Annotated in this window: 10 protein-coding genes; 3 read left to right on the top strand and 7 right to left on the bottom strand. The window is 45.3% G+C overall.

From position 1 onward, the window contains the following. The first annotated feature begins 38 nt into the window (after nucleotides 1-38). On the top strand, nucleotides 39-917 hold the full coding sequence (locus MKY14_RS13495) for a helix-turn-helix transcriptional regulator (RefSeq protein ID WP_076130289.1): 879 nt from the start codon (nucleotides 39-41) through the stop codon (nucleotides 915-917). A 1,301-nt stretch (nucleotides 918-2,218) separates the two neighbouring features. On the opposite strand, the gene MKY14_RS13500 is transcribed toward MKY14_RS13495, so the two are convergent. Next, a complete protein-coding gene (locus MKY14_RS13500) occupies nucleotides 2,219-4,408 on the bottom strand; it encodes an alpha-galactosidase (RefSeq protein WP_076194794.1) in 2,190 nt (729 codons plus the stop codon). Between the two features lie 235 nt (nucleotides 4,409-4,643). Beyond that, on the bottom strand, nucleotides 4,644-7,109 hold the full coding sequence (locus MKY14_RS13505) for a beta-mannosidase (protein ID WP_340976635.1): 2,466 nt from the start codon (nucleotides 7,107-7,109) through the stop codon (nucleotides 4,644-4,646). Between the two features lie 133 nt (nucleotides 7,110-7,242). Here MKY14_RS13505 and MKY14_RS13510 point away from each other — a divergent pair, with 133 nt between their 5' ends. Continuing rightward, nucleotides 7,243-8,094 carry a helix-turn-helix domain-containing protein gene (locus MKY14_RS13510; RefSeq protein ID WP_076128941.1) on the top strand — a complete coding sequence of 284 codons (852 nt, stop codon included), beginning with the start codon at nucleotides 7,243-7,245 and terminating at the stop codon, nucleotides 8,092-8,094. A gap of 69 nt (nucleotides 8,095-8,163) precedes the next feature. Here the strand turns inward: MKY14_RS13510 and MKY14_RS13515 are convergent, their stop codons facing one another. From MKY14_RS13515 to MKY14_RS13525, 3 genes are all read right to left on the bottom strand, one after another. Further along, entirely contained in the window at nucleotides 8,164-9,777 is a 1,614-nt protein-coding gene (locus MKY14_RS13515) for an extracellular solute-binding protein (protein ID WP_038574721.1), read from the bottom strand. Nucleotides 9,778-9,915: 138 nt separating this feature from the next. Beyond that, on the bottom strand, nucleotides 9,916-10,806 hold the full coding sequence (locus MKY14_RS13520) for a carbohydrate ABC transporter permease (RefSeq protein ID WP_036683186.1): 891 nt from the start codon (nucleotides 10,804-10,806) through the stop codon (nucleotides 9,916-9,918). Nucleotides 10,807-10,832: 26 nt separating this feature from the next. Further along, on the bottom strand, nucleotides 10,833-11,789 hold the full coding sequence (locus tag MKY14_RS13525) for an ABC transporter permease (RefSeq protein WP_051491272.1): 957 nt from the start codon (nucleotides 11,787-11,789) through the stop codon (nucleotides 10,833-10,835). A gap of 257 nt (nucleotides 11,790-12,046) precedes the next feature. Here MKY14_RS13525 and MKY14_RS13530 point away from each other — a divergent pair, with 257 nt between their 5' ends. Next, a complete protein-coding gene (locus MKY14_RS13530; RefSeq protein ID WP_175623557.1) occupies nucleotides 12,047-13,771 on the top strand; it encodes a cache domain-containing sensor histidine kinase in 1,725 nt (574 codons plus the stop codon). A gap of 2,002 nt (nucleotides 13,772-15,773) precedes the next feature. On the opposite strand, the gene MKY14_RS13535 is transcribed toward MKY14_RS13530, so the two are convergent. Together MKY14_RS13535 and MKY14_RS13540 are read right to left on the bottom strand one after the other, a co-directional pair. Further along, on the bottom strand, nucleotides 15,774-20,744 hold the full coding sequence (locus tag MKY14_RS13535) for an S-layer homology domain-containing protein (RefSeq protein ID WP_076128939.1): 4,971 nt from the start codon (nucleotides 20,742-20,744) through the stop codon (nucleotides 15,774-15,776). A 382-nt stretch (nucleotides 20,745-21,126) separates the two neighbouring features. Continuing rightward, on the bottom strand, nucleotides 21,127-22,668 hold the full coding sequence (locus MKY14_RS13540) for a response regulator (protein WP_076128937.1): 1,542 nt from the start codon (nucleotides 22,666-22,668) through the stop codon (nucleotides 21,127-21,129). Nucleotides 22,669-22,830 lie beyond the last annotated feature (162 nt).

Here is a 22,830-nt window from a genome sequence, read left to right on the forward strand (position 1 = left end):
TTGAATGAAGTAACGAACCACGGAAAGGAAACCTGCTAATGTTGCGCTCCTCCTACACCATTCGCTCGGAAGAACAAGCTTCTATGCTTCTGTTTGATTCTATTGGCTGGGAACAAGCCGAAACTCCGGCATATTCATTCAACGGCCAGAATCGGACGGAGAGAAGTTGTGTTATTTTTCAGTACACCTTATCTGGAGAGGGTAGAATTGAAATAGACGGGGTTGTTCACCCATTAACGAAGGGCAAAGCTTTCCTAGTGACTGTCCCCAGTATACACAGATATTATTATCCGGAGGAAGGTACAGAGCCCTGGGAATTCATTTGGCTGAATGTACGAGGACCTCTAGCTATTTCACTCTGGAACCAGCTGATCGCACATGGCGGTCCTATTATAGAACTCCCTCAGGAATCGGTTCCGATGGATTTATTGTGGAGTATGTTCAAGGACATCCAGGTTGATGAAGAAAGAGATTTGCATTTTCTAACGGGGAAAGCCTTTCAGTGGATATTGTCCATGGAGAAATACCTCAAGAAACCAAGTTTGTTAACCACCTATATAAAAAATGACAAACTCCATGCCGCTATACAATTCATGAAAAATGATCTGCACAATAATAACCTTAGCTTAGACGATGTCGCCGCACATGTTGGAATTTCTAAACATCATCTTTGCAGGCTATTTCAAAAAAACATCAATCTCTCGCCTTTTGAGTATTTAAGAAGGAGACGGATCGAGCTGGCAGCATCTATGCTGAAAACAACAGATCAGACGATCTACCAGATCGCTGTGGACACCGGGTTTGACAATGCCAGCTATTTCGGCAAAGTTTTTCGTTCCTACTTTGGAGTTAGCCCCTCCACTTACCGCGAGCAGGACCTAGAGTTCCTGTCCAAACATGTGTTTTTTGAAAATTGATGTTGCTAGGCATATCTATTCGGCTTCGATAGAGCTGAGTGGCAGGCGTGGCAGGCGTGGCAGGCGTGGCAGGCGTGGCGTGCGTGGGGTGCTAATTCGGGGCCGGTGGATGCAAGTAGTAACCATTCAGATCTGGTGGTGCCAACTCACACCCCCCCTCCGCCGCTTTCGGACCCCAATGACGCTATTTGCCAATTTTTCGTCTTTTGAGCACAGTTTCGGACTCCAGTGCAGCTATTCCTTCGAAAGAGGTGCATATTAGGTACTTTTCGAGCCAATAGCGACTATGCGGTCCGATAAAATTCCAAATGTGTGAAAAGACTGCGATTAGCGGCATTTGAGTCCGATAGCACTGTGTTGGATGGGTGAGCAACTTGCAAGGCGCACTAATTCGCGTGCGGCAGCCCCCGCCTAGGTAAACATCCTGCTAAACACCCAAAATCGCGTACGAAAGCACCGAGTCACCCCCTCTACCGCCGCTTTCGGACCCCAATGACGCTATTTGCCAATTTTTCGCCTTTTGAGCACAATTTCGGACTCCAGTGCAACTATTCCTCCGAAAGAGGTGCATATTAGGTACTTTTCGAGCCAATAGCGACTATGCGGTCCGATAAAACTCTAAATGTGTGAAAAGACTGCGATTAGCGGCATTTGAGTCCGATAGCACCGTGTTGGTTGGGTAAGCAACTTGCATGTCGTACTAATTCGCGTCCAGCAGCCCCCGCCTAGGTAAACATCCTTCTAAACACCTTAATTCGCATACGAAAGCACCGTGTCACCCCTCTACCGCCGCTTTCGGACCCCAATGACGCTATTTGCTAATTTTTCGTCTTTTGAGTACTGTTTCGGACTCCAGTGCAGCTATTCCTTCGAAAAAGGTGCATATTAGGTACTTTTCGAGCCAATAGCGACTATGCGGTCCGATAAAACTCCAAATGTGTGAAAAGACTGCGATTAGCGGCATTTGAGTCCGATAGCACCGTGTTGGCTGGGGAAGCAACTTACATGGTGCACCAATTTGAGCCCGCCGACTTCGAGTTATAAACACTCAATTCCAGTGGCGTCAAGTAACTTGCAAGGCACACTAATTCGCGTACGGCAGCACCTGGCTAGCAAAGCATCTTGCTAAACACCCTTATTCGAGCCCGCTATCCCCGGCTAAGGCTAGGTAAACATTCTACTAAACACCCCATCCAATAACAGCTTCGGGCGCGCAGCTAGTCACAAAAGAACTCAAAAAAGGAGAAAAAAAAGGAAGGTGCTCAGCAGCCAATGGCTTTTGGGGCACCCTCCTTTTTTGATTAAACTTCTCTAAGCACGAAAAGTAGGCTTCTGAAATCGCCCTCGAGCTGTGGAAGCGTGAGTCCGAAGTGCATCAGCTCATCCCCTCTGTATACTCCGCCGTTAAACTCAAGCTTATACGATTTCGCAGGGTCGAGTCCTTTCAGACGCAATCTGCGCAACGGTGGATTAGGCCCGGCCAAAACTTGGAAGTAGGTGGCGAAGGCTTCTTTTTTATCAGCGGAAACAAACATCCATGCCGTCTCGTTTCCTTCAAAAGGACTAAGCAGTCGATAGAAATCACCGTACTGAATCAGCATTCTCAGTTCCTTGTACTCTGAAACCTGCTTGCGGATATCCTCGCGCTCAGCTTCAGTAAGCTTGGTCAAATCCAGCTCGTAGCCGAAATTACCCGACATCGCGACATGACCACGTGTCTCCAAAGGTGTAATACGATGTACCTGATGGTTAGGAACAGCCGACACATGGGCGCCCATTGAACTCGCAGGATACACCATACTTGTTCCATATTGGATCTTCAATCTTTCCACTGCATCCGTATCATCGCTAGTCCAGGTCTGTGGCATATAATACAGCATTCCCGGGTCAAATCGTCCGCCACCGCCGGAGCAGCTTTCGAACAAAATATGAGGGAAACGGGAAACGATACGTTCCAGCACATCATAAAGTCCAAGGATATAACGGTGTGCCGTTTCACGTTGACGTTCGGCTGGAAGAAGCGCTGATCCAATCTCCGTCATATTCCGGTTCATATCCCATTTCACATAAGTAATCGGAGCGGATGATAATACCGAGCTAACTGACTCGACGATATAATCACATACATCCTTACGGGATAAATCCAGCACTAGCTGCTGGCGGGCTAATGAACTTTTATGCCCAGGTACATGGAGACACCAGTCTGGATGTTCACGGTAAAGATCACTTTCAGGCGATACCATTTCTGGCTCGAACCATAATCCGAATTCCATGCCCATTGCCGTGATATCTTCGCCTAGCTTTCCAAGACCTTCAGGCAGCTTGCGACGATCCTCTACCCAATCTCCCAGGGAGCTGTCGTCGTTATCACGTTTGCCGAACCAGCCGTCATCCAGCACGAACAGCTCTAGGCCTAGCTCTTTGCCTGCTTTAGCAATTTCTTTGATTTTATCCGCGTTAAAATTAAAATAAGTCGCTTCCCAGTTGTTAATCAGAATAGGACGCTTGCTATCGCGGAATTCACCTCTGCATAACCGGGTCCGATACAGACGGTGATAGGTTCTCGATAATCCGCCAAGCCCTTCACTGGATCTTACTAATACTGCTTCCGGTGCCTGAAAGGATTCGCCCGGTTCAAGCAACCACTGAAAGTTAAAAGGTTGAATACCGATCCCTACTCTGGAAATTCCGTATTGATCCACTTCTGCTTGGGCGAGGAAACTCCCGCTATACACAAGGCTGAATCCATAAACTTCGCCATGGTCCTCTGTCGCATCTTTTGCAAGCAAGGCCATAAAAGGATTCTGCTGATGGCTACTGGAGCCGCGTTTGCTGTCAATCCGTTGGATGCCAGGAACGAGGGGTCTTTTGTGAATATGGCGTTCTCTAGTCCAAGTACCGGATAATTGCAGCATGTCATAGTCAGAATCATGGAAGTCAACATTCGCGCTTAATACTCTTTTCAAAACCAGATTGTCCTTACCCAGATTCTCAATCCGCACGGAACGTGTTATAACATCCTGATCGTTAAATACGGTATAGCTCAAGGCAGCGATCAATCCTGTTTTATCATCTTGCAGTATAATTTCCAAGGTCTCTGCTTCTTCATCACTTTCAACATAAGTAGCAGGCAGACCTTTGAGTGCAGGTTTTCCTTTATTAATGGTGTAGCTCTTATAACGGAAATCCGTTACGGTCGTGCCATCTACTAGGTGAACCTCCAGTGCCGGTTCGCGGAAATCCCCGTTTCCATAGGAAGGGAATTCGCTTGGCAAGGTGTCGAGGGAGATATTTTTATCCTCCTGCAAATAAGTTGGACTAAAAGAGCAACGTTCCACCAAATTCAACGGGTGTTGAAATTCTCTCCCTGCCAATTGTGGGCCCCAGTAGACATGCGCTGGAATAACACCTTTGATCATTTCAATAATATAGCTGGATTTCTCTGACTGTAAATGAAACACCTTGCGGTTGTCGTCATAATAAATACCCATAATATGTTTGCACTCTCCTTAAGGTAGCTCAATAGAACGTTTATTGTTTGTAGTTAATGCTTCTTCGAAGTCTATTTTAGAGTGAAATGGAAGGGTATACAATCTTAATATCTATACCTATTATAGTAAAATATTGATCTATCTATACACAGGATCTAAACCACTAGAATATATATCATCAAACTGTCATTTGGAGATTGGTAGCCTAAGATATAGTAGGAAAATAACCTTTTGCTTAAATATCAAAGACGGAACGTACAGTAAGCTGAGCACGCAGTTCCTCAGCCGTAGCTGGTTTGTCGAGATCTTTTTTGGCAACCGTAACGATTCTTGAAATGCCAGCTGACAGGTCGAAATAGCTATCACTGAAGATCGCATCTCTTTCCTTGAAATCAAGTCCAACGAAACGGGCATATGCTTTTGACTTCACAGTAATAACGAATTGTTCTGCTTCCTCTGTGACTACGGCTTCAAGCTCAGGATCAACAAAGCTGAAGTGTTTCGGCTTAACGAACAAGACGGTTCCCCCGCTTATCGTCTCCCCCTCTACCTCAAATACATATTCCAGATAGGCTTCACGTTTCTTCTCTTTTGTATCCAAGACATGACCAAAATCAAGCCGATCGAACTCGGCACTGCTTAAAGCCTCAATCTTCACCGACTTCGCACCTTCCATTAGAACCTCTGATGTCGGAGTAAGCAGTCTCCATCTTAATTCACCGCTCACTTTCTCTCGGCTCTCATTAGAGACATGCAGACAAACTACGGTTCCTTCGTCATGTGCAGAAGCAAGAACTGGAGCAAAAAAACGTCTAGCCGTATAATGCATTGCTTTCCACCGGCCATAATAATCGATGCTACACCAAGAGGCAACCGGCCAACAATCGTTCAACTGCCAATACAATGCGCCCATGCAGCGCCCTCTATGTCTACGCCAATGCTCTACGCCACAGCGCATGCCTTCGGCTTGGATAAGCTGGGACGCATAGAGAATAGATTCAAAATCCTTCGGATATTTGTAGGTCTCGCCGATATAATAGAGAATTTTCTCATTTCCGGTATTGTTCTTTTGGTGGGACTCCATGACATAGGAGAAAATATTGCGATCCTCCGGCAGCGTAAAGGATTCAATCGTCTTCAAGCTTGGGAAGGATTGCAGGCCAAACTCAGACATATAACGCGGATAGAGCTTCCGGTAATCGGTAAAAGGCTCCTTGCCATGCCAAACTCCCCAGTAATGCATGTCTCCATAGTTCTCGTCATTCGGCTTATCAAAGCTTCCTTTAGAGGAAGGAGAGGCACGCCAGTAAAAGGTATTGGGATCAACTTCCTTAGCGATAGCCGGCAGAAGCACTTCATATTGCTTGATATAGTCGGCCTTTAGCTGGAGCGAATAATGATTCTCCCAATCCCAATCGACCCAAGCCATCTCCTGTTCGTTGTTGCCACACCACAAGCCTAACGATGCGTGATGGCGCAGGCGCTTCATGTTGTCGATCGTCTCATGTGTGATATTGTCCTCAAAAGATTCTGTCAGAGCATAGATTCCACAGGCATACAGATGATCCTGCCAGACAATAAGCCCATATTCATCGCATAGATCATAAAAATAATCGTCAGGATAATAACCGCCACCCCATACGCGAATAGTATTAAAGTTAGCAGCCACGCAGCTTTGGAGCAGGCGATCCGTGCGTTCCATAGTCACGCGAGGCAGAAGATTATCTTCCAGAATATAATCAGCACCTGTAGAAAAGATAAGCACGCCGTTGACTTCAAAAGCGAATGATTGTCCCCACTGGTCTTCTTCCTGCTTCACAGAAATCGTTCTTAATCCAATCCGCAGTTCTCGACGATCCAGCTCCTGTCCCTTCTGTAACAGCACAACCTCGACGTTATACAGGGGTTGTGCACCCAGATTATTCGGCCACCACAGCTCTGGCTCGATAATTTCCAGTGTAATATGATGATCTTCTCCGGCAGTTTCGAACACACGACGTTCAACGGCCACACCTGCTGGAGTGTGAACGCTGACTACGATTTCCCGTTCAACCTCCTGCCAGCTCTCTGTTCTTACCCGAACATCCAGAGTAACCTTATCCGGCTCGTGAAATTGTGTAATATAAACATCGTCAACACGGGCACTGTCATACCCCTGAATGGAGAGACTTCTCCAGATTCCAAGATCGGGCAGCTTCGGACCCCAGTCCCAGCCGAACATGGAATGTGCTTTGCGCAGATGGGATATTCCCTCCACTGCATCAGCACAACTGCTAAGCGGCAGCTCCGCTTGCTTCCGCAGAGCAAATTCCACTGGGGAACGAAAAATCGCGTGAATGGTGTTATCGCCTTGCTTCAACACTGACTTAATGTCCACTTCATACGTCCGGTGCATATTATCACTGTTCAGAATGTTAGTTCCATTCACAAAAAGCTCGCATAACGTATCCAGCCCCTCACACAGCAGAAATACGCAGTCATGCTGTAACACTTCAGCTTCCACTTGAAAGCAACGCTGATATTCGTAATCGTCATTAGATAATTCCAGAACCTCATATTCCTGCTCACGATAGAACGGATCCGGCATTTCTCCGGCATTCAATAAATCGTGATAGACAGAACCTGGCACACTAGCCTCCAGCCAACTCGGCTCATGCAGACGTCTCATTTTCCATTTTCCATTTAGATCTACAAGATGCATTTTCTCCGCCTCCAAAATGTGCTATTTTGCCTTCTTATAGATCAAGTCTATCAATAATATCTTTATATTTCTTGTGTTGTGTTCTCGATAATCATGTGCTATTTTAACATCACTAATACCCTGGAGGACGAACATGCTCAAATACACCGAGGCAAGCCATATGAATCCTGAACTACTAGCAGACCCTTTCTGGGTGGAGTCCTTAAGTCAGGTATCTCCAGAGCATACGCATGATTTCTATGAATTTTTCATTCTCACAGAAGGCAGATGTCAGCATATTGTTAACGGGACAGCGCAGCTGCTTCAGACGGGCTGCCTTGTCTTTATTCGGCCCAGTGATACCCACAGATATGAAGCAGATGGTGATAGCGATTGCCGTTTCCTGAACATTCCCTGCCGCAAAAGCCTCATTGAAGATGCTTTAACTTATCTGAATGAAGAGGAGTTTTTGCACGGATTGCTCAACACGCCTCTCCCCCGAATCGCCATGTTATCTCAGCTGGAAATGGCTAGTTTCATCCGTTCTATGGAACGCATTCGCATCCTATCAACCCTAGACAAGGTTAAGTCCCGGATTTTTCTAAAAGGCCTGCTCGTCGATACACTCACCCAGCATTTTTTCTCCGCAGAGACAGTCGCTCAACCAGAATTCCCGCTCTGGCTAGAGCATGCCATAACCAAAATGCATTTAAAGGATAATTTGCACCGTGGACTTCATGCCTTGTACGAGCTGTCAGGGAGAAGCGCCGGTCATGTGAACCGCGCCTTCCGGCAATACTTGAACCAGACACCTACGGAATATATCAACCAGCTAAAGCTCAATGTAGCCCGCAACCTACTGCTCACTACCGAGCTGCGTGTGGTCGATATCGCTTTGGAATCCGGCTTCGAGAATGTCAGTCATTTCTATCATCAATTCAAAAAATTCTATCATCAAGCCCCGCTTGATTTCCGCAGGAATGCACATGTTAATCGGCTGGTTTAGCTTTTTTATACAACAAAAAGCTTCCCTCTGCTGAAATGCAGAGAGGAAGCTTTTACATAGATAAATATATTATTTTGAGTTCCACAATTCCATACGTTCGCTATACTTCTGATTGAAGATTTCTTCTACTTTTTCATCCCCAGCTTTTTTCATATCCGCAAGCATCTTGTCGAATGTAGAATTGGCTTCGGCTTCAGAAGGAGCGATGATTACTCTCGTAATGCTTTGGTCCATAATATCTTTTACTTTTTGCGCGGTCAGCGCTTCAGGCGTTCCGCCGTCAGGGCCTAAGTTATCAAATTCTGCTGTATCCCATACGGAATCTCCAAGGCTCTTAATGGCCATTTCGTCAATTTCACTACGTTGGTATTTAACGGCCATATCGTATGGCTGTTCATTGGCATCCAGACCATTTTTAACAAACCACAACCATTTACGAACACCACTCTTCTTCACAGCATCGTCCCAGTTATCCTTGAAGCTTTGCAGGAATGCAGGGTCTGGTTGTCTCTTTCCATCCACCATGGTGTACTGCTCGCCTTCCTTACCCCATAGCAGCAAATGTTGTCCTTCGTCACTCGCTAGGTAGTTGAACAGCTTGATAGTTTCTTCAGGGTGTTTGTTATTTTTCGTAATGGCAATAGCATCCCATCCAAGTGAGCTTCTTGGTCCGAATGTTGTTTGGGAGGTTTCTGTGCCTGGTGCTACAACCTTGTACGGGAAGAACTGATTATCATCTCCACCATCCTTCTTCAGAGTACCATTTGCGTTACCTGGGTCCCAGTATGCGCCTGGTGTGGAGAACACTGCGCCGGTAGCCAGCTTTTGAATCCAGGTTTGTGTTTTGCTGATGGCAAATTCTTTTTCGATTAGACCTTCTCTATACAGACTGTTCACATAGAGCAGCATCTCGCGATACTTTGGATCCTTAACATCATATTGTAATGTTCCATTATTATCGTAGTAGGTTCTCAGACCCCACATCCCTTTAAATGTACCCAGGTTGGCGCCCATATTTTCACCGTTCATCGTCATTGGAACAGTTTCTTTTCCATCAATTGTCTTGTTTTTCTCTTTAAAATTCTTTAAAAGTGCTTCAAACTCATCCGTTGTGAGTGGGGTGGAGCCATCTGCCTTATCTGGAGCCAGGTCAGCAACCAGATTTTTTCTCATCAGCATACCGAAGACAGGATCACTATCCAGGCCATACCAGTTAGCTAGGTAATAGTTTTTTCCATCTTTATAACGTGTTTTGATCAATGTGTCGCCGTACATTTCTTTAATGTCTGGTCCACTTTTCTCAATTAACTCATCGAGCGCTATAAATGCGCCACTTGTAATGTATTTATCGAGAGAAGCATCACCCCGGCTCATTACAACTACATCTGGATAGTCACCGCTGGCTAGCATCAAGCTCAGCTTTTCCGTAGGATTACCCGTTGGCTGCTGTATTGAGATCGAAATGCCCGTTTTTTTGGTGATTTCTTGCGCAATAGCATCAGTGAAAGGCTCACCCTTGGTATTTGAATCAAACCAGGTCAATGTAATCGGCTCTTGTTTTTTATCGTCTCCGGCCGTTTGGTTTGTATTGTTTTTTCCATCATTTGAAGCACAACCCGCTAATACACCAACGGCTAATGCGGCAGTAATACTCACGTTCAACCATTTGTTTTTCTTTATCATAGACACCCTAATTCCTCCCATTAAGTAAGTTACTTCATAAGTCTATCAAGCAACCAAGCAAGTCTGTCCGCTCACCCCCCTTCAGGGCCGCCAGCCGGACAAGATTTCTCCAGCTGACGTTCGGTTTATTTAATCATATTAACTCTTAACCGCTCCCAAAGTCATACCCTTAACAAAGTACTTTTGCAGGAATGGGTATACCAGTACGATAGGCAATGTTGCCACCATCGTCGCTGCCATCCGGATAGTATCACTTGAAACCGCATTCCGCTTAGCCGAGTTAGCTAGCATTTGCGATTGCGATACCATGCCTCCGGTTTGGAATTGACTTAATATTTTCACGAGTACGGCTTGCAAGGTCTTTAAGTCAGAACTATAGGTAAACGCATAGGAGTCAAACCACGAATTCCAATGTGAGATTGCCTGAAAAAGTCCTACAGTCGCAAGCACGGGTGTGGTCAAAGGTAGAACAATCCGGAAGAAAATCGTCAGGTCATTCGCCCCGTCTACCTTCGCCGACTCCTCGATCTCACCAGGCAGCCCCTCCATAAAGGTACGGACAATAATCATATAGAAGACATTCATCAGCCCTGGCAAAATAAATACGGAAAACGTGTCAATCATATTCAGCGCTTTAAGCACCATGTAATAAGGAATCAGTCCGCCTCCAAAATACATCGTGAAGACAAAATATAGATTCCATCCTTTACGTCCCATCAAATTCCGGCGGCTTAGCGGATAAGCAAGCATCGTAATGACAAGGACAGATAGCGGCGCTCCAATTACGGTACGTTTGACAGTAACCCATAAGCCATTCAAAATCTCGCTATCTTTTAAGATTTGACTGTAGCTATCAAAGGTGAGGACTCTGGGCCATAAATAGACGCCACCACGTACGGTATCCTCAGCAGCATTTAATGAAAGAACGAGAATATTCCAAAAAGGCAGAAAGGTAACTAGCAACACAAGTATAAGAATGAAATAAACTATAAATTTAAAAATATGATCCCCGTATCTATTCGAAATCATCACAAGCGCTCCTCTCTTTTTCGGGTTTAGAACAACGCTTGGTCGTTCACTTTTCTAGAAATACGATTCACAATTACAACAAGTATGAAGGCAATCACGGATTTAAATACCCCAACGGCCGCCCCGTAGGAGAACATGCTGTTTTGTAGCCCGTATTTATATGCATAAATATCGATAACCTCTGAATACTCAAGCACGGTATTGTTTTGCAGCAGGTATTGTTGTTCAAAGCCCGCATTCAAAATGCCTCCGACGGCTAGAATCCCTAAAATAACAATGGTTGGACGCAAGGCTGGCAACGTAATATGCCACATTTGCCGGAAGCGACTGGCTCCATCCACTCTTGCTGCTTCGTAGAGCTCTGGATTAATAGCGGAAATTGCAGCAAGATACATAATGGCGCTGAAGCCCATTTCCTTCCACATGTTAGACAAAGCGATAATCCACCAGAATAGTGGTCCATTTTGTAGAAAAGCAACCGGTTCCTGAACAATGCCCAACGTCACCAGTAAATTGTTAAACATCCCATCGGAAGCCAGCAGCGTAATCACGATGTTTGCAGCGATAACCCATGAGATAAAATGCGGCAGATAAGAAACCGTCTGTACAAATCTTTTGAAAAATCCCTGCCTAGCTTCATTCAGTACAAGTGCGAGGATGATCGGCGCTGGAAATCCGAATAACAAGGTCAGCAAGCTTGTAGCGAGCGTATTACGCATTACACGGTAGAAATCTCCGGTAGTAAAGAAATACTCAAACCACTTGAAGCCTACAAACTCTGCATGGAAAAATTGTTGAAAAAACGTTCCTCCGCCCGGCTGATAATTCGTAAACGCCATATACATCCCAAACATAGGACCATAAGAAAATAGCAATGTCGCAATTAAGGCAGGCAGCATCAGCAAAAATAACCATTTCTGCTCTTTTAATCTGTACCACAGATTATTGCCTCTGACTGTTTTGATAGCGCTTGCTTTATGCATCAAATACCCTCCCTTTTTATTTAGTGCAGCATGTCGAGCCACATCTCGATTCAACTTCTCTCCTATTCATCTTAAGTCCGCAACAGGTGGCTTTCTATACTTCAATCCTCCGAATGATAGCGCTTTTTAAAGGAGTTTCGGCAGATTCGAGCATTGGATTTCGATATTCAGTCTGCTATGATGAACATGGCAAACAGCGAATTTACAGTAAAGAAGGGACTTCTTCTATGCGCCATATATATAGGAAATATATTTATATGCCTTTTATTGATTTGAGCTTTCGTTCCAAGCTGTTCAGCGTATTTGTGCTAGTGACCATTATTCCGATGATGCTTTTCGCCTACCTTTCCTACGAATTAACAAAATCAAAATTAACGGATCAGATTTACAGCAATATGATGAATTCAACAGCTCAGATTAATAAAAATTTGGAAAACAAGCTGGACAGCTATGAACATATTTCAGCTTCCATCTACCTGGATAACAGACTTGCCAGCTACCTCACGAGTGAATACCAGGATGATCCTTCTTATCTGGATGTCTATCAATATATAGGCAACCGCATGGACACGATAATGACTGCCTATCCTGATTTTGATAGCGTTTTCATTTATTCGGACAATGAATCACTTCCCAAAGATGATTACTATATCAAGCCGGTAACAGCTGAGGTTAAAGAGACCGAGCTGTTCAAGCAGCTTCAGCAGTCACACGGGAATATCATTCATCTGTCCTCACCGCAAACCGAAGATAGTCCGGCCATGTTTACCTTAGCAAGATTTTTGAACAATAACCGCAATCAATATCCCTACGGTATTCTAGTCTTCAGAATCTCCGAATCGGTAATCTATTCTTTAATGGAGGAAGAAGCGGGCGGGAAAGATATTTTTATTATTAATGACAAAGGACTTATTCTCTCAGCAGCAGACAAGCACTTATTAAATACGAGCCTACCGGAATTGCTTGATCAGAAATTCGATGAATCGCCATCGGGCAGATTTGACACAACTTACAAAGGGGTAAAGGCTTTCGCCGTCTATAACACGCTCAAAAATGGATGGAAAACCGTGTCCATCTTCCCTTATGACAGCATTATTCAGGATGCTAAATCACTCTCAGATCTGATTATCAAAATCTCCCTGGGCTTTATTGGCGTGGCCCTCCTGCTGATTTACATTACGGCGTCGCTATTCAGCAAGCGTATCCGTACTTTAATCCGGATGATCCGCCGCCTGGAACGGGGGGATTTCAATCATAGTACAGAAGAACATTTGGGAAATGATGAGATTGGCCAGCTGCATTTTGCCTTCAAGCAAATGACCACCCGGCTCAAAAGTCTCATTACCGAGGTGTATCAGAAGGAGCTGCAGAGCAAGGAAGCCGAGCTTGACCTGCTGCAAGCGCAGATCAACCCTCATTTTCTGTATAACACACTGGGCTCCATCTCGTCGCTTGCCCTAAAACATCAAGATACGCGTATACAAGATTTGGTGCTTCATCTAGCCAAGTTTTATCGAATCTCCCTGAATAAAGGGAAAAGTATATTGACCATCCACGAGGAATTAAAGCTGACCCAGAGCTACAACGCCATTCAGCTAATCCGCTTTAAAGGACAACTGAACATTACCTACACAGTAGATGAAGCGATTCTGCCCTACTCTACAGTCAAACTTGCCTTACAGCCTTTTGTGGAGAATGCAGTGCTTCATGCCGTGTGGAGCCAAGAAAGTCCGCTAAATATTCATATCAAAGGTGTCATGGAAGCGAACGATATTATTTTGTCAGTAATCGATGATGGCATGGGGATGAGCCGCGAGACCTTCAGCTCTTTGCTTGAGGATAAGCCTGGACGAGGGTACGGAATCACTAACGTTGATCGCCGCATCAAACTGAAATTTGGTGAGCACTACGGCGTTAAAGTGTTTAGCAGACTAGGAATAGGCACCACTGTGCAGATTCGTTTACCCCAAAAAGAGGTGTAGGAGCGGTGACGAGGGGATTCTCCATTGCGGGGATCGTTTGGCTTGCTTCTCCTTGGATATGATGGGATCGATGGGATCGTTTAGATCGCTCGGTAGTATTGCTCCCTGCTCATTCGTATCGGACCGAGGGGACCTTATTTCGATGATTCGGGGCATTTTGCTCGACTATCGGACTCAGATGCAGCTATTGACTCATTTGCACAGTAATTCTGGACATTTTTATAGCAATAAGAGCTATACAGTCCGAAATCTTTGTAAAATGACTTAAATATCCAAAATAGCTGCAATACGGTCCGATGTGTTCGACTTTGCGCGGGATTCTACTTTGCTGAGGTGTGTTCAACTTATACTCCTTCCTCATACGCATCGGACCGAGGGGACCCTATTTCGATGAATCAGGGTACTTTGCTCGACTATCGGACTCAGATGCAGCTATTGACTCATTTGCACAGTAATTCTGGACATTTTTATAGCAATAAGAGCTATACAGTCCGATGCCTTTGTAGAATAGCTCAAATATCCGAAATAGCTGCGATACGGTCCGATGTGTTCTAACTACGATCTACTTTGTCGGGGTGTGTTCGACTTTTGCGCGGGATTCTACTTTGCTGGGTATGCTCTACTTTTGCGCGGGATTCTACTTTTCTGAGGTGTGCTCTACTTATACTCCTTCCTCATACGCATCGGACCGAGGGGACCCTATTTCGATGAATCAGGGCATTTTGCTCGGCTATCGGACTCAGATGCAGCTATTGACTCATTTGCACAGTAATTCTGGACATTTTTATAGCAATAAGAGCTATACAGTCCGAAATCTTTGTAAAATGACACAAATATCCAAAATAGCTGCGATACGGTCCGATGTGTTCTAACTATGATCTACTTTGCCGTAGTGTGTTCGACTTTTGTGCGGGATTCTACATTGCCGGGGTGTGATCTACTTTTGTGCAGGATTCTACTTTGCTGGGTATGTTCTACTTTTGTGCGGGATTCTACTTTGCTGAGGTGTGTTCAACTTATACTCCTTCCTCATACGCATCGGACCGAGGGGACCCTATTTCGATGAATCAGGGCATTTTGCTCGGCTATCGGACTCAGATGCAGCTATTGTCTCTTTTGCACAGTAATTCTGGACAATTTTATAGCAATAAGAGCTATACAGTCCGATACCTTTGTAGAATAGCTCAAATATCCAAAATAGCTGCGATACGGTCCGATGTGTTCTAACTACGATCTACTTTGTCGGGGTGTGTTCGACTTTTGCGCGGGATTCTACTTTGCTGGGTATGCTCTACTTTTGCGCGGGATTCTACTTTGCTGGGTATGTTCTACTTTTGTGCGGGATTCTACTTTGCTGAGGTGTGTTCAACTTATACTCCTTCCTCATACGCATCGGACCGAGGGGACCCTATTTCGATGAATCAGGGTACTTTGCTCGACTATCGGACTCAGATGCAGCTATTGTCTCTTTTGCACAGTAATTCTGGACATTTTTATAGCAATAAGAGCTATACAGTCCGAAATCTTAGTAAAATGACTCAAATTTCCGAAATAGCTGCGATACGGTCCGATGTGTTCTAACTATGATCTACTTTGTCGGGATGTGCTCTACTTTGCTGAGGTGTGATCGACTTTTGCGCGGGATTCTACATTGCCGGGGTGTGTTCGACTTTTGCACGGGATTCTACTTTGCTGGAGTGTGTTCTACTTTTACACGGGATTCTACTTTGCTGGAGTGTGTTCTACTTTTACACGGGATTCTACTTTGCTGGGGTGTGCTCGACTTTTGCACGAGATTCTACTTTACTGGAGTAAGTTCCGATAGATAGTAAAGTGTGGTATTAGTAACTGCCAAACAGTAATGTACCTAATAGCAATGTACCTAATAGTAATGTAGTATCTATTAGTAAAGTTCGATAAAGTAGCTAATTTCATTAACTGATCTATCAAAAAGAGCGACTCTCCGGTTAATGGAGAGTCGCTCTTTTGTAGTCATTTCAGCTTACTTCAAAATCAAATTATAGATCACTTGAGCCGCTTCTGCGCGCGAAGCGATTCCTTTTGGTGCAAACCGTTCATGACTTTGACCTTGAATCAGTCCTAGACTGGCCGCTTCATTTACAGAAGCAGCGGCCCAAGCAGACACCTGATTCATGTCGGTGAACGCTGCGGCAGTTGCACCGTTGATTGTTGCGCCGTTAGTTGTTGCACCAATGGTTGTTACGCCGTTGGTTGTTGCACCATTGGCTGTTACGCCGTTGTTCAGCTCGTAAGCCTTCATTAGCATCACCGTGATTTCTTCACGGGTGATTTGTGCGCCCGGCTCAAACTTGGACGCACTTCTGCCACTCACGATTCCCGCCTTGTAAGCGATTGAGATAGGCTCCGCATACCAGGCGGATGGAGCAACATCAGCAAAGCTTTCTTTTCCTGTCGCGGTCAGTCCAAGGGCATGAACAAGCATCGAAGTGAACTCAGCACGTGTAACTGCCCGGCTTGGTTCAAACTTTACTTTGCTTGTGCCCTGCACATATAGCTTGGACGCCAGCTCTTGGATTACTGGGTTAGCCCAGTGATTGGCCGGAACATCGACAAAGATGCGGTTCAACTCCAGCACAGCATATTTGCTGAAGTGGCTGACCTCAGCTTTTAATACACCGTTAGCATAATCAGCTTGAATATATTCCAGCCTGCCATTGTCCGCGATATAATAAACACCGCCTCGTTTAGCATTGAAGCCTTCTGCCACTGGCATGATGAGTGTTATTGGCTTATCAAATGTAGCGAGTGTGTCTGTAGTGCCTGACTTAGTGGTAATAGAAAGACTAAATTCATAGATGTCTCCCTTGAGAACAGCAGCCGCATTAGTAGAACTAGCCACTGTAGCAACCAACTCTTCGGCCTTGCTGCTGAGGTTCACCATCTTCAGGGCAATCTTGCTATCTTCCCGCTGTCCCTCTGGCAGCTTGTTTTGCAACTGGTGAATTAGCTCCGCTGGTACCTGCAAGGAGAGCTTACCCGCATTCAAAACTAGGGTGTGGTTCGCCAACTGTCGGACTACAGCAGAGGATAACTGAACTTGCTGAATATCCCCTTTAATCTCAACCACTACCTGACCAGAAGCACTGTCCACTTTCAGCATATCTGGCATGAGAATCAAGGTTCCAGCAGCATTCTCCAAGCCCGAAGTGCTGCCAGAGGTACCGCCATTGTTTCCTGGATTCCCAGGATTACTCGGTTCTCCCGAATTTCCTGGATTCCCAGGATTACTAGGCTCTCCCGGATTTCCCGGCTCTCCCGGATTACTAGGCTCTCCCGGATTTCCCGGATCGCTCGGTTCTCCTGGATTTCCCGGCTCTCCTGTAGAGGCCTCTTTGACTGTGATTTCTGCCGATGTTTTGAAGCCACCGTCTACCGTTTCCACAGTAATGGTGGCCTTTCCAGCTTCTACAGCGGTTACTGTTCCGTACACTACGGTAGCTACAGAGGTATCGCTCGAAGTCCAAAGTACTGCTTTATCCGTCGCATCATCCGGCGATACTGTAGCCGTCAACTTGCCGGTTTCACCAGCGGTCAACGAAAGCTCTGTCTTATCCAGTGTTATACCGGTTACTGTCTTAGGTGCAGCCGTCAATTTTACCAGTTTCGACTCTGTCGGCTGCAAGGACAATTTCATAGTTCCTGTGGCAGAGGAAACTTCTCCTGTCCAGAGATCTTGCGTAGTATAAATCTCTGCAGCATCCAGTCCAGCGCGGCCAAGATCAACTTGCTTATCTGCCGAAGCAGATGCACTGTAATTGAATACAGCCAGATAATAATCATTGCCATCCTTCATAACAAAAGTATCGGCGGCATTGGCGTTTGTATTTCCTTCAAGTGGTTTGAACACTTTTCCTTTTAAAGCTAAATCGAGAACATCTTTGTTGTTGAACAAAGCGGTCATGTACTCCTGTGCTTTTGGATCGTTAACATTGTCAGAGCCAAGCAGTACTGTTCCAGCGATAACGCCAGAGTTCATACGGCTACGCGCTTCAGTCAAGCTGGTAGCACGGGCCAATGCCAAATGATCAGGATCGGTGTAGGTATAGATCGTGCCATTTTGCCAAAAGCCATAGGTTAATGAATTCAGCATATATTCGGTTTCATTGATCTTGCCGTAGGTGTCGCAGGAAATTCGCCGGCTATGCGCATATTGACTCGGGAAAATTGGCGCAATTGATGCGCTAATGAACATTTTTCCATCCAGACGTTCTTTCACATAACGCATTCCTTCATTATAAGCTTGGATTCCTGTCGTTATAGTTGAATCGAAATGTTGCCCCTCAAGCGAACCATGCGTTAAGAAATCCAATTTGATGAAGGTGAAGCCCAGCGCTTTAAATTTGTCCAAAAAATAGTTCATGCGTAATTGGGCACCAGGATGTGTTACATCCAAAGGAAAAGCCCCGTCCAGAGTCGGCAGCGGTTGACCCGCGGCATCCTTAAGGACAATATCGCCGTAAGTATATTTATTGTCAGTTCCCTCTACAATCTGGTCCATATTGTTGCCCCAGTATACAAACGGTGCCCAATAAATACCCGCATGCTGGCCATTCCCTTTAATAACCGATACGGCGTCAGTCAGCTGCTTATCATTCAGATTATCCCAATAAGAATCCATGTTAATAAATACATTGCCGTTATTATTGAAATTTTGCAGATTCTCTTTATAGTAATTGGAGACATCCACTACATCCTGATATGAAAGCGTACCCTCGTAAGCTCCCCAGCTATTAAAACCAACCGGTACGCCATGTGGCAGCTCGGGGTTTAGCGCAAGTGCAGGTGTAATGATCGCATTAGCTTTGCCATACTCCTCAAGCCCTGTACGGTAATCACTGAAGGCCCCTACCATGATCATAGGTGAGGACAAGTTTGTTCCACTTAAGCTGCCATGAGGCTGGGTATCCCGGGTAACATCACTAGCTGCACCCCCATATACGACCAGCTCATTCAGCCGATTGGAGGAACCTTTCCAGTCGATGCCTGTCTTCCAGGTATCATGAGTTACAGAGCCAAGCACAAGGCCGCTGCGTGTCGAGTTGTTAAACACAGTCGTCATCTCATAGCTGGTATCTGCACGATTCATAGATTGAGATTTATAACGAATCCAAGCATCGTTGTCAAAAGGAACCGTAAGCACACGATTATCCGCACTAGCTCCGATATCCACACCACCTGTACGTTTTACGGTAATAGGTGACATATAGTTGGTCTTGACTGCTGTATCGCTGGCGACATCCAAACGGGTCAGAAAATACTTTTGATCGTCATAAAACTTGTAGACCTGCTTTAACGTCGGTTTTCCTGTGGAAGTGTGGACAAAAGTTAGCTCCACGCCTTTGCCGAAACCATCCTGAATGTCTACCGGAGCACCAACACTTGTATGACTCTCATAGCTTGTAGTCTCAACGAGCGTATCGCCGATTTTGATACTGCTATAGATCCCATGCAGCTTCTGTCCGTCAGCCCAGTTATAGCTTACATATCCGGACTTGGTATTATAGGACACTTCATATTGGCCATTTGATACAAGCAGTCCGTAAGTATATTCGGTAACTGTGATAGCTCCGTAGATCTTAGAAGCGCCCGGTGTTCCTAAATCACCGTCTTCCTCCACTGGGGGATTAGGATCCACACCCATAGCTGGCTCAACTATAATCCGGTCCAGATCTGGCGCATACCCGTTGCCATCTGTAAATTTGATTGTATTCTCGCCTTCGTTCAGTGGCAGTGTAAGTTCATACATTCCAACCGTATCCCAGTCCGGTGTCTTGGGCAGCTCATAATACTGCTCTGCTCCACCATTCGCACTAACGTAGAAGCTGCGTGGGTCACCTGAAATATAGGCGACTGTGATTCGGTAATCACCAGTCATAGGGGCTGTAATCTTGTTGAAGGTTATGGAACTGCCGTTATTCAAGTACCCTACCTTCTGACCACCCGAAGCATTCGGGCTAGCGGAAACTTGGGCCTCGCCTGTCAAATCATTGAGTGGAGATTCTGCTTCATAGCTGAGGGTATAAGGAATAATTTCTATCCGGTCGAAATCTGGAGAATACCAATCATGATCTGAGAAGGTGATAGTATTCAAACCCTCTACCAAAGAGGCCTCCACATCATAGGTTCCCACGGTGCTCCAGCTTGCCGTCTTTGGCAGGTCAATCATTTCATCCAGTCCATCGTTAACCTGCATATAGACAGGACGTTGATCGCCGGAAATATAGGAGATGCGGATTAAATACGTTCCCGCTGCTGGTACTGCAACATTTGTGAACTGTAAGGAACTGTTTTTGTTCAGATCCGTTACGATTTTACCGCCAGAGCCCACACTGCTGCCCGCCACTTTGGCGTTGCCTGTAAGCATATTCTCAGTAGCCTCGGCTTCCAGGATCACCCCATGCAGCTTCTCCTTCCAGTCACCTCCGGGTCCTTCACCTGGATCGCTGTCGTCCAATCCACGGATTACGATCTTATCGATGTCCGGAGAATACCAGTTGTTGTCATCGATCAAGATGGTATTAGCACCCGCGTTCAGCGGAAGCGTCACATCATAAGTGCCTACCGTATCCCAGTCCACAGTCTTGGACGGTTCTTCAAATTGCTTGTCACCGCCATTGGCACTGATATTAAACGGGCGTGAATCGCCAGAAATATAATACACTGTAATTTTATAATTCCCCGGCTCGCTTACGGTCACATTATTGAACAACAAGGAGCTGCCTTGATACATGCCGCCAACTTTTTTCCCTCCGGAAGCCGCTGGGTGGTCAGAAATTGACGCATTACCCGTCAGAATATTCCCATCCGCTTCAGCTTCATAGCTATTTATATCCTCGGCGTAGACCTTGCCGGCAAACTGACCACCGCTGCCTAACACTAAGCTGATCATAAGAAAGAACAAGAACCCTCTTTTCATTACACGTCCAAACATTTAATCCCTCCATTTAACTTTCTGATATAAGAAAAGCCTTCCGGTTGCAATTCATCAGTTGTTCCTCTTTCCAAATAACGTCTTCAGAACTCCTCTCCTTGTTGTAAGTAACGTCATGTAAGGAATGTACGGCCCGTACCGATTACTCTCTCAAGAATGCTGTATCCAACTATTGCCGTCTGGATTTCTTGAAAGCGCTATCGCAATTAGATGTGTAAAAAAGCTTCCTTTAATCGCAATAATGAATCAAGCCCCTCACATGTGCTGAGTTGTAATACATGCTTATTGTAAAAAGCAAAGGGGCATCTTTCCATATCGCAAGTTTACAATTCATAAAGGAAAGCGACTTTTCTTTCTATTCAGTAAGCAGAAGTGCGGAAGGTTAAATATTTTTCCTGTACTCGTTAGGTGTGACCCCAAGGTTCTTCAGAAATAGAGAAATAAAATAAGACGTGCTTTCGTACCCCACTCTCTGGGCAATATCTTGAATCTTCAGTGACCCGTCTGTGAGCAGCTCCTTGGCCTTATCAAGCCGAATACGGGTTAAATAATCGTGGATCGTGATGCCTGTTTTATCCTTAAAAATAGATCTTAAGTAGTTCGGTGACAGATAAACCTGATCAGACAGACTATTAATCGTAATCGGCTGATCGTAATTTTGTTCAATCACGGTGCGAACCTTGTGGACGAGCTTTGTATTTTTATCCATAAGTCGCTCACCTAGCATGCTCACGGCATCACCCGCAGTGCCCAGGATTAAATCCTCGATCTCATGTAAAGTCAGCGCATTATAGATGGAATGATAGAGCTCCGCCCGCTTAAAGCCCTCGGGAACAGACTGATGCAGCTGCTCTAGCAGTTCATCAACAAGATCAATCGCCCAATCACAGATGATTTTTTTCTTGATTCTCAGTGTGGCCAATCCCACGAAATATTGATGCAGCTTTTGTGCGGCCTGCTCGAAGTCCAGCTGATGGATAGCTTCAAACCACTCTTTTCTCTCAAAAGGTGGCATATGTTCACTGTCGAACTGATTCGAAATAGCCGCGGCATGAATAATTAAGCCCGTGCCTTTATAAAAACGTTCATTTAAAATCACACGCGTCTGCTTATACAGATTATGGACCAGCGCTAATTCTGCGGCCTGCGCTCCGACTGCTGCCGTCACCGTAAAATCCAGCGCACTACGAATAGCCACAGCTAAATCCTCCCAAGCATAATAGCCAGGCTGTTGAGTCGCTTCCATGAATACACCTGTCTCGCCATCCTTGTAAGGAACAAAAACAACCTCTATATTTTTCGCCTTAAAAAAGTGATCCAGATAAGAAATCAACCGGCTCATACACTCTTCCAGACTCTGCTGCTCACCCTCCGCCTCTTTGGGATCGATGCTGAACAGTGCCATGGTATAATGATTACTCTCTGGGAGACGTGTCAGCCTATTGAAGTTATTTGCCAGCTCTGCGGCTTGCTCCGCATTTTTTTCAAAAGAAAGCTCCTTAAGAATCTTAGTTTTAGCAGCCTCCATAGAACGTTGTTTCATCTGAACCTCTTCGCAGCGTGCTTTAACCTTTTCGATAACGCTTTCAATTTCAGTCAAATCTAGCGGCTTCAGTAAATATCCAACAGCTCCTACATTAAGGGCCGATTTAACATAGTGGAATTCATCATGTCCGGTGAGGAACATAATTTGCATCTGGTCATAACATTCATGTATTTTTTTAGCCAACTCAATTCCATTCATTATCGGCATCTGAACATCTGTAAGAATAATATCCGGTTGAAAAGCCTCTATTTTCTCCAAAGCTTCTCTACCATTGCTCGCTGTTCCGACTACATAGATGCCCATCTCTTCCCAGCGGATATAATCTCTCATCATCTCAAGACCCATTTCTTCATCATCTACCAAAAAAATACTATACACCTGAGGTTCCCTCCTTCTTGTTGTCTGTATTTGCTCCTATTATATTCTTTTCCCCTTAGTCGATCATCGACCAAATAAATGTAAGTCATTTTCAGGCATGAATCGTTACTTTGTAAGATCTAATCCCAACGTGCTCGTAAAAAGGCTATCGGGTCTTAAGCA

The sequence above is a fragment of the Paenibacillus sp. FSL R5-0887 genome, assembly GCF_038002305.1.
Classification (GTDB): domain Bacteria; phylum Bacillota; class Bacilli; order Paenibacillales; family Paenibacillaceae; genus Paenibacillus_AQ; species Paenibacillus_AQ odorifer.